Here is a 12,919-nt window from a genome sequence, read left to right on the forward strand (position 1 = left end):
GCATGGCGATACTGCTCAATCGCAAGCTCGGCCGCGTGGGCCTGGGGATGCTCGGCCTCGACGTACATACCAAGGGCATTCGCACGCTTTCGACCCGCCTTGGGGATTATGGCTGCGACGTCGCCTTTCTGGGCGAGCATCTGACGGTGCGCGAACTTGTCAGGCAGGCGCGCGACCAGGACGTCGACCTGATCGGCATCAGCTTTTCGTCGGGCGCTTATGTGGAGCATTGCCGCGATGTCGCTGAGGAGATGCGCGTGCAGGGTGTCGATGTGCCGCTGATGATCGGAGGGCTGGTTCATCAGGACGATCATGCCGAACTCACCGCATTGGGCGTAGGGGGGATATTCGGGCCGGGGTCCACCATCGACGACATCGTCGCCTTCGTCGAGAAGGTGACGCTCGACCGCGTGCTCCAACGCGCCGGAACGACGAACGGCAAAGATGGGAGGGGCGCCGAATGACCGACCAGGTAACGATGGCGACATCCTATTTCCATGCGAACCCCCAGGCGCAGGTTTCCGAGATGACGCTGGGCGATTTGCTGCGGGACTGCGCGCAGGCCGTGCCGGACCGCATCGCGCTGAAGGAAAGTCCGGACATGGAGGGCCGCCAACGGTCCTGGACCTATGCGCAGGCGCTGGCCGCGGCCGAACGGTCGGCGCGCGGGCTTCTCGCCCTGTTCCGTCCCGGCGAGCATGTCGCCATCTGGGCGCATAATGTGCCTGAATGGTGGCTGGTGGAGTTTGGCGCCGCGCTCGCAGGGATCGTCCTTGTCACCATCAATCCGGCGAGCCGCGAAAAGGAGGTCGCCTATATCCTCGAAAATTCCGACGCGGTGGGGCTTATCACGGTGCGCTATTGCCGGGGGAGCGATCACCTCGCCATGCTGGCGCAGGTGCGCGACCGCCTGCCGTTGCTGCGCGAGGTGCTGATCCTCGACGACTGGTCCGATTTCATGGCTGCGGCGCCTGTTGACGGAGAACTTCCCCAAATATCGCCTTCCGATCCGGTGATGATCCAATATACGTCCGGGACCACCGGCAAACCAAAGGGCGCGCGGATGCGCCATCGCGGCATCGTGAACAGTTCGAAATTCGCCACCGCATGTTTCGACGCCGGCGACGGATCGGTATGGATGAATTGCGTGCCGATGTTCCACACGGGCGGGTCGGTCCATTCCACCTGCGGCGCCCTGTGGAACAGAGGCACGCTGATCCTGCCGCCGCAGTTCGAAGCCGGCCTGATGCTGCGCATGATCGAGCAGGAGCGCGTCACCATCACCACGACGGTTCCCACCATGGCGATCGCGCTGCTCGAACATCCGGGCTTTGACGATATGGATTTCAGCAGCCTCAAGGTCCTGACCTGCGGTGGCGCACCCGTTGCGCCCGAACTGGTCGAGCGGATCGAGCGACATTTTGGCTGCGAATTCATGATGATCTTCGGCCAGACGGAAATGAGCGGGATGATATGCTCGACGGTGCGCGGCGACAGCGTCGAGCATGTCAGCCGAACCGTAGGCACGCCGCTTGGCCCCACCGAAGTACGGATCGTCGACACGGCCAGTGGTGCGATCCTGCCCGTCGATACCATCGGCGAGATCTGCCTGCGCAGCGCATGCGTCCTCCAGGATTATTATAAAAACCCCACCGCCACGGCGGAGGCGATCGAGCCCGACGGCTGGTTCCATACCGGCGATCTCGGAACGGTGCGGGCCGACGGTTATCTGACGATCACGGGGCGCTCGAAGGATATGCTGATCCGAGGCGGCGAAAATATCTATCCCAGGGAGATCGAGGATCAGTTGCTCGAACATCCGGCGGTGTCCGACACGGCGGTGTTCGGCGTACCCGACGAGCGCTGGGGCGAGCAGATCGCGGTTGCCGTCCGGCTGAAACCAGGCGCGACCGCGGACGAGAGTGAATTGAAAGCCTTCCTCGAAGCCCGCATCGCCAGATTCAAGCTCCCGAAATATTGGTGGTTCGTCGACGAATTCCCGACCACAACGTCAGGCAAGGTGCAGAAATTCGCGTTGAAAGAACGATATGCGCGGCAGTTCGTATCGGGTTGAGGCGACCCGCCGGCTCCGGCAACACTGTAGGCCCAGGAATGACTTCTTCAATCCGCCGATGCAGTTTTTTCGTGACATGATGGCCAGAAATTCTACTGATCGTTAGATGATGAAAAAGTCGGCAGCCGAGGGCGAAAAAGGCCCGCGAGGATGCCGGCGCTAAAGGGGAGTGTAATCGTGAGCAAGGCTTCGGCGATATTTTATGCGACATCCCTGATGGCGTTGGCAGGCGGAATATCCGCCGCGCACGCGCAGGACGCCGGATCGACATCATCGGCCGTGGACGGCGGACGAGCCGCTTCGTCGGGTGCCGACGAAATCATCGTCACGGCGCGGCGACGGGAAGAAAGCCTGTCGAGGGTTCCGATTTCCATCGCCACGATCGGCGGCGCTTCGCTCGAACGCCAGGCGATCAGGTCGGAGTCCGATTTGCAGACCGCCGTTCCGGGCCTGATCGTGCGGCAGACGGGCAGCAGCAACGCGATCAATTACGCCATTCGGGGCCAAAGCATCGATGCCTACAGCAATTCGGCGCCAGGCGTGTTGCCCTATATCAACGAAGTCCAGATCAACACGCTAGGGGCGGCGACCTTTTACGACATCGATAACATTCAGGTGCTCAAGGGCCCTCAGGGCACGCTCTTTGGCCGCAATGCGACCGGGGGCGCGGTACTGTACCAGTTCAGGCAGCCCAAGGACGATTTCGAAGGCTTCGTAACCGGGCGCCTGGGCAGCTTCGACAGCCGCCAGCTGACCGCCGCGGTCACGCTGCCCCTCGCGCCCGGCATCGGCCTGCGGATCGCCGGCAATCTTCAGTCGGGCGGCGGCTTCGTCAAGAATATGTTCAATGGCGAGCGGCTCGGCAACCTGACCCAACGCTCGATCCGGGGCACGCTCAAGATCGAACCCGCCCATGGCGTCACCAACGTCACGACGGTTCAATATACACGCGATCGAGGTCGCTCGACGCCGACCGAAATCTATTCCTACAATGCCTGTGGGTCGACCAATGGCGGCGCCACGCTCAACAGCAGCGCCGACTGCCTGTACAACCCCTCCAACCCTCTGTTCCAGGCCTATCTGGCGGGGAACCCCGGCGCGCCTGCCGGCGGCATACCGGGGGCTTTGGAGGCGCAGCGTGCGCTTGGGCCGTGGAAGACGAATATCGATGGACAGTCGCTCTACAAAAATCGGAATTTCTTCGTCATCAACAGCACGGAAATCGAACTGTCGCCGACGCTCAAGATCAAGAACATCATCGGTTTCAACCGTGGCCGCAGGGTGACCGGCACTGATTTCGACGGCACGCCTTATGCCGTGTATCATACGCCCAACGTCGCCATTCCGCTGCTCAACGACACGCATCAATTTTCCGAAGAGCTACAGCTTCAGGGCACGCTCTTTGACAGCCGCCTGAATTATGTCGTCGGGGTATATTATCTCAATCAGCGCGATATATTCGACGGCAACAATGCTGCGTTCGGCCTGCTGCCCATTTTCCCCGCGACCGAGTTCAAATATGCCTCGAAAAACCGGGATCGGTCGTTGGCGGGATTCGTCCAGGCCACCTACCGACTGACCGATGCCTTGAACATAACCGGGGGATTCCGGTATACCCGCGACAAGCTGTCGGCCGACAATCTGCCGGCATCCGTCTTTGGCGCATCCTCCCAAAGCCGGACCGAGACCAATCCAAGCTGGACCGCCAGCGTCGATTATCAGGTAACGCCCAGCCTGATGATCTATGCCGCGACGCGGGGAAGCTGGCGCACCGGCGGCTATAATAATACCAGCCTGCCGCTGAACATTCCATCCGCGCAGGGCGGAAACGAATTTGCGGCGGAAACGACGGAAGATGTCGAGGTCGGCGCCAAGTTCAGCGGATATGCAGGCGGCACGCCAGTCACATTCAGCGCGGACATTTTCGCGCAGTGGATTCACGATATCCAGCGCGCGGCCTTTGTACCGGTGAACGGAAACCCGGCGCTGGTGACGAACAATGTGCCCCAGGCCAGGGTCACCGGGGCCGAAGCGCAATTCACCGCCCGGCCTGTGTCCTGGCTGAATGCGGGCGGCAGCATGACCTATGTCAAAGCCCGGTTTACCGAGCCTGAGGCGCTGGCGCTCGGCACGCCCCTGACCTACGGTCCGTTTGCGGACGTCCCCAAATGGTCCGGCGTCCTCTATGCGGAAGGGTCCTGGCCGCTGTCGTCCGATGCCGGCACGATCACCCTTCGCGGTGATCTCTATGCCCAGACATCCTCCTATTTTTCCAACCTCGCCTCTACGCTGACTCCCAATACGCGCATCCCAGGATACGCCATCGCCAATGCCCGGCTTGGCTGGTCCTCGATCGCGGGGACAAAGCTTTCCGCCGCCCTTTACGTCCGGAACATTACCAAGGAAAAATATTATGTCGGCGGCTTGCCCACCGGGTCGGGATTCGGGATCAACTCGGTAAGTCCCGGGCGCCCGCAGTCGTTCGAGGGTGAACTGCGCTTTGAATTCTAGTCCGGCTTCTAATCAGATGGAAACGCAGTTCGGCAAAGCCAATCATCTGATGACTCGGAAACCGCGCAAATACAAAAGCCTGGGGCGGGGAAGTTGGACAGCTACGAGCCGGGTTCGTAGCTGTCCATCCGTGGTCCCGCGTTGCGGCTATATAGCGAAGCGCGATCGCGGCACCGCGCCGCCCGCCTTGCTGCCCACCGGCAACACATCTTCCAGAAAGCCGAGCGCTGCGCCCATGGCGGCGTCCTGCCCTTCATCGGCATAGAATCCCAGCTGATCGTAGGGAAGCAGAACCAGCCTCTTGGGTTCGGCCGCCTCGGCATAGGCCTTCATCACGGCTTCGATCGGATGGATGACCTCATATCCCGTATTCATGATGATGCAGAGCGGGCGCGGCGAGATCTGGGCGATCGTCGCGATCGGGCTGAACTGAAGCACTTTTTCCAGCGATTCCATACTCATGTCGCTGCGCCAGATTTCAGGCATCATCGTCTGGAATTGCAATGCATCATCGCTGGTCGGCATGGCGCATATATCCCGCGAGGCAAAAGGCAGCGACACGGGAATCCGCCGGCTTGGCTCTCCCCTGAAACGCCGCAGGCGATCCTCGTCGATGGCGTCGAGTAAATCTTCCCATTGTTCCGCGTCGCGCAGGGCACGCATCCAGCTTCGGCCATCGACGATCGGCACCTACGCGATGACTGCGCGCGCGCGGCGATCACGGGCACCCGCACCCAGCACCACGCCGCCGCCGAAGCTGGTGCCCCAGAGCGCGATGCGGTCGGGTTCGACTTCGTCGCGCGTCTGGAGATAGCTGATCCCGGCACTGAGGTCGTCCATATGTCGTTCGGGGAATTGTTCGCCCCGAACCGCGCCGCCGCTGGTGCCGAAGCTGCGATAATCGATAGCGAGCGTGACATAGCCTGCGTTGGAGAAATATGTCCCTTGCGGCGCCAGCATGTCCCGCACGCCGCTAAACCCATGTCCCGCCACGATGGCCGGACGCCTTTCCCCGGCTTTCCTATCCTGTGGCAGGTAAAGATCGGCATGCACATGCGTGCCATCGACAACAAATTCCACTCTCTCCGGCATGCGCCCGGTCTCCTCTCTCGTCGGCGGCCGTTCAGTCCGGCCCATTCCGTTCAATGCCGACAAATATACGCCCATTTTCGATGCGCACGTCGAAGCGCTGCAATGGCCCGGTTTTGGGAAAGCCGATCGACCGGCCGGTCTCAAGGTCGAACTGGGCCGCGTGGACCGGGCAGGTGAAACTCATGCCGGTAACCCGGCCCCCTTCGAGCGGCTTGGCCATGTGGGGGCAGCGATTGGCGAGAGCAAAGACGCGCCCTCCCGCGCCAACGAGCAGGATATCGCGCCCAGCGACGGCAAAACGCTGCTGCTGTCCGTTGCGAATGTCGCCTTCGAGGCATACCGCGACATAGCCGCCCGGTGACGGAGCGCCTTCATGAGATCGTGCATCCTGCCCCGTCATCTCGCCAAATATCGATCGACCTCGGCGAGATAATGGCGGATGCGAATTTCCTGTTCGCTGAGGCGATAGCCCTTGAAGGCGCGCGATTCGATACCGCGCTGCACACCCGGCACCAGCAGAGCATCCTGTTCGAGGACGAAGCCGGTATCGGCCGGATCGGTCACGCGGCGCGTGGGCGGCCGCACCGACAGGTCCTTGTCGGCGGCGTCGATGGTGTTCCCCTGCCCCAGGCTGGCCAGTTCCAGTGGCCGGAAACCTTCATGCTTCGCCGGTGGCACCAATGTGATCGAGCGCCAGATGCATTTCATCGGGTCGGTCGGATGGGGACGGAATATCTGGAGGTAATTGACGTCGGAATAGGTGTTGGTCGTGACATTGGGAAAGATCAGATAGTTGAGGTCATCGACCATCTGGTCATCGTCGAGATCGTCGCAATGGGTCCAGCCGGCGCGTTCGGCGAGGCGGCGCTTCACCTGCACCATCGCCTGCTTATAGTCCGCGCCGCGCAGATGCTTCCATTCTTCGGGATCGCCTTCCCACTGGCGGATCATCGTTTCCTGCACTTCGTTGGGCGTATCGCGATCCTCGACCTTGTCGGGCGTATTGCCGAGCGGCAGGATCATGCGGCTGACGCCGCGCGGATACAGATCATATTGGCAGTAATAGGTTTCCATCGCCTGCCCCAGTTCGGGGTGGATCTGGTCGGCATGATAGAATTCGACGAACGCATCGAGGCTGGTTTTCCAGTTCGCGTCGTAAATATATTCGACATCGTCGACGACCCGGTAATTTTCCAGCCTGTAGGCGGCAAGATGATCGGGAATGACACTCAGGAAGTCGAGCAATGGCCCGGCGTCGTCGTCCATGTTGATGAAGACGATGCCGCCCCACACATCGCAGCGGACCTCGGTAAGACCGGGCGCGCCATCGAGCACCTCGCGACGAAAGGTCTCGGGCTCCTTCACCGACAGCAGGCTGCCGTCCTTGCCGAACTTCCAGCCGTGAAACGCACAGCTAAAACATTCATTGGCCGTGCCGAAATCGGTGCGGACCATCTGGTTGCCCCGGTGGGGACAGACATTGTAGAAAGCGCGGATCTGATCGTCATCGCCACGGACGATCAGGAAACTTTCCTTGCCCAGATCATATTTGAACCAGTCGCCCCGGTTGGGGATATCCGACGCGATGCCCGCGAGGTTCCAGACCTTCGTCCACAGCTTGTCCCATTCGCGCACGGCCTCCGCCGGATCGCGGTAGCGGCGCGGATCGATGAGATCCGTGCCATTGTCGATATAGGGAGCCTTCGCCCGGACGGACCCCGCCGGCACGTCGTCATAGGACCGGATACCCTCAAGATAATCGACCTGCGGCCTCTGCGGAATGAAGCTGTCCAACAACCGTCTCCTGAAAATTCAGCGGCGCTCGATCGCCTTTTTCCCACGAAGCATAAAAGCTGCCCCGCCCGCTTGCAACAATTAATCTAATTACCATTTTATTTTAAAGTCGCCCGCATCAGGCTCGCGCGAGACATTCGACAACGCCCGCCGGCTGCTCGTCCATCCGCCAGTCTACGCCGCCTGCCTCCAGCCGGGCAAGATGATAGTCCGCATCGCCCATCAGCAGGCTGTCGACCATGGCCCTCCTGTAAAGATGACCGACCGGATATTCCGTCGTGATGCCGATGCCGCCGTGGAGGTGAAGCGCATCACCGATGACGCTCCTGGCTGACGTGGAAATCTTGACCTTGCACCGTGATGCCGCTGCGGCTCTGGGGACAGCGTCGCCGCGCGATGCGGCGATCGCCGCATAGAGGATTGACCGGGCATCGTTGGTCGCGATGAACATATCGGCCACGCGATGTTGGAGAGCCTGGAAATCGGCCAGCGGCCTGCCGAACTGCTGCCGTGTCTTGAGATGCTCGATAGAAAGATTAATGGCGCGATCCATCCCGCCAAGCGTAGCGGCGCATTGCGCTATCAATGCGTGGTCGAGCGCCTTGTGCAGGATGGCGCGGGCATGCTCGCCCTCGGCGATGGGGCGATCGGTCAACGCGGGCGTGTCGTGAAAGACAATGTCGGCGACCGGCGTGGTGTCGGAAAGTCGGTAACCGCGCATGTCCACGCGCGCCGCCGCCGGATCGACCACGAACAACCCAAGCCCTCGTGCGGGTAGTTGCGCCGTAACGATCAGGCAATCGGCCGTCGTAGCGCCGATGACCGCCATCTTGCGCCCGGTGAGCGTGAAGCCGTCATCGGTCCTCGTCGCCTGCACTTGCGGCATATCCTGCCCATATGGGTCGCCACCCTCGAACCATGCGACGGCCGGCTGCGATTGGCCGGCAGCGAACTTTTCGCGCAGTCGCGCGATCGCCGGCTCCGCGCCGGAAGAAAGCAGCACTGCGGCCAGCACCATCGTCTCGATGCGCGGCGTGGCGCCGGGCGCGCGGCCCAGTTCCGCCGCGATCAGCGCGACATCCTCTGCCGCGCCGGAAAAGCCGCCCATCACGGGTGCCAGGCAGAGGCCGGCCACCCCGGCCTCGGCGAACCTGCTCCATGCGGCGGCATATCGCGCGGCATCGAAGCCGCCGGGTTCCAGCGGCGCAGCATCTGCCAGTCGTCGCACGCCGGTGCGGAACTCTTCCTGCTCATAGGATGGCATCACGTTCATCACACGTCCCCGTCAGCGCGCCAATGTGTTCCAGATGATGCTGCGCTGGATTTCATTGGCGCCGCCAAAGATGGTGGCGGCGCGCCAATAGAGGAGCTGGCTCATCTTGCCGTCCGCGCCGCGATCCACCCAGTTCGACAGCGCGCTGGCCTGCCCGTCCGCCTCGACCAAGGCTGACGGACCGAGCGCCTCCACCTCCATCATGCCCGCACGGATGAGCAGTTCCGAAGCCGTGACCTTGAGCGCCGATGCGCTCGCACCACCCAGCCGCTCGTCCTCGCCAAGGCGAACGCGCAGCACGGACCAGTCGTGCGCCTCCACGTCGATCTCAAGCTGCACGAGTCGCCGGCGAATGGCCGGACCCAACCCTGCCGTGGCGATGCGCAGGCGATCCAGATAACGGTGCAGCATGCCCAGATAGGCATTGTGCGTCCGTTCCGCGGTGAGCAGGAACTTCGCATAGGTCCAGCCCATGTCCGCCTCGCCTATTACAGCGCTTGCCGGTACACGCACCTCATCCAGAAATACCTCGTTGATGCTCTCGATCCCATCGATCGAACGGATCGGTCGCACGGTAATGCCCGGCGCATCCATCGGCAGCAGGATCATCGACAGCCCCGCCTGCGGCTTGACCTCCATGTTGGTGCGGGCAAGGCAGATCATCATGTCGGCGTCGGCGGCATGGCTGGTCCAGATCTTTTGCCCCGTCACCACATAATCCTCGCCGTCGCGCAGGGCGCGGGTCTTGAGCGACGCAAGGTCCGATCCGGCACCCGGTTCTGAAAAGCCCTGGCAGAAATGCAGATCGCCCTTGATGATCGCCTGGAGGAAATAGGCTTTCTGAGCGTCCGACCCGAACTCTGCGATCACCGGGCCGACCATGCCGACACCGATGATATTATATTCAGGCGCATTGGCGCGCCCATATTCAACATCCCAGATGTGCCGCTGAACCGCCGTCCAGTCGGGGCCGCCATTGGCCTTGGGCCAATTGGGCACGGCCCAGCCGCGCGCGGCCAGCAGCTTTTGCCAGGGGTCGGTATCGCGCCGCTTGAGATGACTGTGCTGCGCCTCCAGCGCGGCCAGTTCCGGCGGCAGTTGCTCGCGCAGGAAAGTGCGCACCTCCTCCCGGAAGGCGAAATCCTCAGCCGAGTAACCCAGTTTTTGCATCCCGTCCCTGTCTTACGTTCCGCGCCTGCATCGCGATGGCCACCCCTGCCTACCGGATGACAGAAATAATGCAACGTTGATTATAAATATGAGGCCATTTGTCTGGCATGTGTTGGGCGATCACATCCGCCTCGGCTCAGCCGGCGAGCAAGGCCTGTTTCCACCCCAGCTCGGCAAGGATCGGCAGGTCGGCGACCAGACGGCTCGCCTGGGGAGACGCAGCAGTCCCCCGCACCAGCCGCCCCTTGATGCCATGGCAGATGGCTGCAAAGCGAAATAAATTGAACGCAAGATAGAAATCGAGGTCGGCGATTCCGTCGCGGCCAGTCCGCCGACAATAGGCTGCGACATAGGCGCTCTCGTCCGGCAAACCAGCCATCGCGAGATCGGTGCCGATCAGCCCCGGGATCGTCAGCGGCGGCATCCGGTACATCATCAGATGATAGGCGAAATCGGCGAGCGGATGGCCCAGCGTCGATAATTCCCAGTCGAGCACCGCCAGGATGCGCGGCTCGGTCGGGTGAAAGATCATGTTGTCGATGCGGAAGTCGCCATGGACGATGCCGGTTTCATCGCCATCGGGAATATGACCGGGCAACCATTCAATCAGCCGGTCCATATTGGAATCGCGGCCTGCCTCCGCATCGTCCAGATATTGTTTGGTCCAGCGCCCGATCTGCCGTTCGAAATAGCTGCCGGGCCGGCCGAAGTCGCCAAGACCGATCGATGCATGGTCCACACCGTGAAGCCGGGCGATCGCCGCGTTCATCGCATCGAAATAGGCGCCGCGCTGATCCCGGTCGACTTCCGGCAGCTTCGCATCCCAGAAAATCCGGCCCTCGACCATGTCCATGACATAGAAGGACGTGCCGATAACGGTCTCGTCGGCGCACAGACCATGGACGTGCGCCACCGGAAACCCGACCGTTTCCAGCGCGCTCAGCACCCTGGCCTCGCGTTCGATCGCATGCGCGCCCTTGAGCAGGACGCCCGGTGGTTTGCGGCGCATGACATAGCTGCGCTGCGGCGTGACCAGCTTGTAGGTGGGATTGGATTGCCCGCCATTGAACTGCTCTACGGTCAGCGGCCCTGCAAAGCCTTCGACATGGGCGGAAAGCCATTGTGCGAGACGCTCTTCGTCAAACCGGTGCGCCGCCCTGACCGCGCCTGCGCCTGCGAAACCCGCATCGGTCATGGCTGCGCTCCCTGACGGCGCTTGATCGATTTGGCGATGCTCCATTTATGCACTTCGGTCGGGCCGTCATAGATGCGGAAGGCGCGTATTTCGCGGAATATTTGCTCGACGATGGTATCGCCCGAAACCCCCGTGCCGCCCATAACCTGCACGCAGCGATCGGCGATCCGCATCAGCGCCTCCGACACCGCGACCTTCGCCATCGAACTTTCCAGCGTGCCGAGGCTTCCGGTGTCGAGCACATCAGCGCACCAGTCGATCATCAGTTCGGCCTGCTTCAGATCGATCAGATTTTCGGCCAGCATGAAGCCGACCCCCTCATGGTCGACAAGCGGCTTGCCGAAGGCGTGGCGGCGGCAGGCATAGTCGGTCGCGATCTCGTTCGCGCGGATGCATGCGCCCAGCCAGCGCATGCAGTGCGACAGCCGCGCCGGCGACAGGCGCACCTGCGCATAACGGAACCCCTCATGCGCCGCGCCGAGAATGGCGTCCGCCGGCACGCTCAGATCGTCGATCGCCACGATCGCGTGGCCGCCGGGCATGGAGCTGTCGATCGTCTCCAGCACCCGCTCGATTCGGATGGCAGGGTCGGGCAGATCGACGAGGAACATTGTCGCCGCCATCTTGCCATCCCCAGGGTCGGTGCGGGCCATGACGATCCCCACCCCCGCCCCTTGCGCGCCAGTGATGAACGCCTTGCGGCCGTTAATCACCCAGCGATCGCCCTCAGGCCGCGCCGTCGTCTTCATCATCGACGGATCGGATCCGGCACCGCCTTCGCCGGCCGGCTCGGTCATGAAGAAGGCTGAACGCGTGTCGCCGGCGACCATGGGCGCCAGGAAATGCGCTTTCTGGGCAGCGCTGCCGACCTTGCCGATCAAATACATATTGCCCTCATCGGGCGCGGCGGTGTTGCACGCCAACGGTCCCAGCGGCGACAGGCCCGAGCGGATGAGGACATGCGCCGTCTCGCACTGCGTCAGATGATCGCCGTCCTCCAGAATGTGCGGCGTCAGTACGCCGGCCTGCCGCGCCCTGGCCCGCAACTCCTGCACCAGATCGTCGGACGGCCCGTGCGATCCGCAGCGCGGATCCTTCTCATATGGCGCGACGATGGTGCGCACAAATGCCTCGACCTTGCTGCCAATGGCCTGCGCCCGTTCCGTCATGTCAGTTCCTCGATATAATGGGCCTGGGTGTGCACAGCGACCTGTTCGGCCGTCACGCCGGGAGCCAGTTCGATCAGCCGGAAGCCGGATCGCCGATCCCGGCGAACGAATACCGCAAGGTCGGTGACGATCATGTCGACCACATTACGCCCGGTATAGGGCAGGCTGTTTTCCCGCCGGAACTTGGGGTTCCCCGCCTTGTCGACATGATCCATCAGGACGATGATGCGCTTGACCCCGGCCACGAGATCCATCGCCCCGCCCGGTCCCTTCACCATCTTGCCTGGCACCATCCAGTTGGACAGGTCGCCGCCTTCGGACACCTCCATCGCGCCCAGGATCGACGCATCGATATGACCGCCGCGAACAAGCCCGAAGCTGTCGGCGGACGAGACATAGGCCGTGCCCGGCAGCTCGGTGATCGTCTGCTTGCCCGCATTGATGATGTCTGGATCGATGGTGTCGGCAGTCGGGAATGGCCCGAGGCCGAGGATGCCATTTTCCGAGTGCAGCGTCACGTCGATGTCGTGCGGGATATGATTGGCGACAAGCGTGGGAATGCCGATGCCGAGATTGGCATAGTCGCCATCACGCAGTTCCAGCGCCGCGCGAGCCGCCATCTGATCGCGGGTCCACGCCAT

At 62.3% G+C, this 12,919-nt stretch carries 12 protein-coding genes; 3 read left to right on the forward strand and 9 right to left on the reverse strand.

Going from position 1 to position 12,919, the window contains the following annotated elements:
- Positions 1 to 2: 2 nt before the first annotated feature.
- From WG907_RS12170 to WG907_RS12180, 3 genes are all read left to right on the forward strand, one after another.
- A complete protein-coding gene (locus tag WG907_RS12170) occupies positions 3 to 464 on the forward strand; it encodes a cobalamin B12-binding domain-containing protein (protein ID WP_340233116.1) in 462 nt (153 codons plus the stop codon).
- On the forward strand, positions 461 to 2,074 hold the full coding sequence (locus WG907_RS12175) for an AMP-binding protein (protein WP_340233117.1): 1,614 nt from the start codon (positions 461 to 463) through the stop codon (positions 2,072 to 2,074). Before WG907_RS12170 ends, WG907_RS12175 begins: the two co-directional genes overlap by 4 nt.
- A gap of 177 nt (positions 2,075 to 2,251) precedes the next feature.
- Positions 2,252 to 4,585 (forward strand): TonB-dependent receptor, encoded by a 2,334-nt coding sequence (locus WG907_RS12180; protein WP_340233119.1) that lies wholly within the window; start codon positions 2,252 to 2,254, stop codon positions 4,583 to 4,585.
- A 147-nt stretch (positions 4,586 to 4,732) separates the two neighbouring features.
- Here the strand turns inward: WG907_RS12180 and WG907_RS12185 are convergent, their stop codons facing one another.
- The 9 genes from WG907_RS12185 to WG907_RS12225 form a co-directional block, all read right to left on the reverse strand.
- Positions 4,733 to 5,248: an alpha/beta hydrolase family protein gene (locus tag WG907_RS12185; RefSeq protein WP_340233121.1), complete on the reverse strand. Its 516-nt coding sequence runs from the start codon at positions 5,246 to 5,248 to the stop codon at positions 4,733 to 4,735.
- Between the two features lie 27 nt (positions 5,249 to 5,275).
- Positions 5,276 to 5,677 (reverse strand): alpha/beta hydrolase, encoded by a 402-nt coding sequence (locus WG907_RS12190; RefSeq protein WP_340233123.1) that lies wholly within the window; start codon positions 5,675 to 5,677, stop codon positions 5,276 to 5,278.
- A 31-nt stretch (positions 5,678 to 5,708) separates the two neighbouring features.
- Positions 5,709 to 6,077: a Rieske (2Fe-2S) protein gene (locus WG907_RS12195; protein ID WP_340233125.1), complete on the reverse strand. Its 369-nt coding sequence runs from the start codon at positions 6,075 to 6,077 to the stop codon at positions 5,709 to 5,711.
- Entirely contained in the window at positions 6,074 to 7,471 is a 1,398-nt protein-coding gene (locus WG907_RS12200) for an aromatic ring-hydroxylating oxygenase subunit alpha (protein ID WP_340233127.1), read from the reverse strand. Before WG907_RS12200 ends, WG907_RS12195 begins: the two co-directional genes overlap by 4 nt.
- Positions 7,472 to 7,589: 118 nt before the next feature.
- Positions 7,590 to 8,744, reverse strand: a complete 1,155-nt coding sequence (locus WG907_RS12205; protein WP_340233129.1) for an acyl-CoA dehydrogenase family protein — start codon at positions 8,742 to 8,744, stop codon at positions 7,590 to 7,592.
- Positions 8,745 to 8,756: 12 nt separating this feature from the next.
- A complete protein-coding gene (locus WG907_RS12210; RefSeq protein ID WP_340233131.1) occupies positions 8,757 to 9,914 on the reverse strand; it encodes an acyl-CoA dehydrogenase family protein in 1,158 nt (385 codons plus the stop codon).
- A 136-nt stretch (positions 9,915 to 10,050) separates the two neighbouring features.
- Positions 10,051 to 11,109: a phosphotransferase gene (locus WG907_RS12215; RefSeq protein WP_340233133.1), complete on the reverse strand. Its 1,059-nt coding sequence runs from the start codon at positions 11,107 to 11,109 to the stop codon at positions 10,051 to 10,053.
- Entirely contained in the window at positions 11,106 to 12,278 is a 1,173-nt protein-coding gene (locus WG907_RS12220) for an acyl-CoA dehydrogenase family protein (protein WP_340233135.1), read from the reverse strand. The genes WG907_RS12215 and WG907_RS12220 overlap by 4 nt, the downstream gene beginning before the upstream one ends.
- The gene (locus WG907_RS12225) at positions 12,275 to 12,919 is read right to left on the reverse strand and encodes a 3-oxoacid CoA-transferase subunit B (protein ID WP_340233136.1); all 645 of its coding nucleotides are present in this window, start codon (positions 12,917 to 12,919) and stop codon (positions 12,275 to 12,277) included. Before WG907_RS12225 ends, WG907_RS12220 begins: the two co-directional genes overlap by 4 nt.

This window comes from Sphingobium fluminis (genome assembly GCF_037723805.1).
Classification (GTDB): Bacteria; Pseudomonadota; Alphaproteobacteria; order Sphingomonadales; family Sphingomonadaceae; genus Sphingobium.

Bases quoted from the DNA above. Each gene is read 5' to 3' on its own strand.
- WG907_RS12220 (WP_340233135.1), bottom strand. From the start codon at position 12,278: ATGACGGAACGGGCGCAGGCCATTGGCAGCAAGGTCGAGGCATTTGTG.
- WG907_RS12210 (WP_340233131.1), bottom strand. From the start codon at position 9,914: ATGCAAAAACTGGGTTACTCGGCTGAGGATTTCGCCTTCCGGGAGGAG.
- WG907_RS12175 (WP_340233117.1), top strand. From the start codon at position 461: ATGACCGACCAGGTAACGATGGCGACATCCTATTTCCATGCGAACCCC.
- WG907_RS12185 (WP_340233121.1), bottom strand. From the start codon at position 5,248: ATGCGTGCCCTGCGCGACGCGGAACAATGGGAAGATTTACTCGACGCC.
- WG907_RS12195 (WP_340233125.1), bottom strand. From the start codon at position 6,077: ATGACGGGGCAGGATGCACGATCTCATGAAGGCGCTCCGTCACCGGGC.
- WG907_RS12190 (WP_340233123.1), bottom strand. From the start codon at position 5,677: ATGCCGGAGAGAGTGGAATTTGTTGTCGATGGCACGCATGTGCATGCC.
- WG907_RS12205 (WP_340233129.1), bottom strand. From the start codon at position 8,744: ATGAACGTGATGCCATCCTATGAGCAGGAAGAGTTCCGCACCGGCGTG.
- WG907_RS12170 (WP_340233116.1), top strand. From the start codon at position 3: ATGGCGATACTGCTCAATCGCAAGCTCGGCCGCGTGGGCCTGGGGATG.
- WG907_RS12215 (WP_340233133.1), bottom strand. From the start codon at position 11,109: ATGACCGATGCGGGTTTCGCAGGCGCAGGCGCGGTCAGGGCGGCGCAC.
- WG907_RS12225 (WP_340233136.1), bottom strand. From the start codon at position 12,919: ATGGCGTGGACCCGCGATCAGATGGCGGCTCGCGCGGCGCTGGAACTG.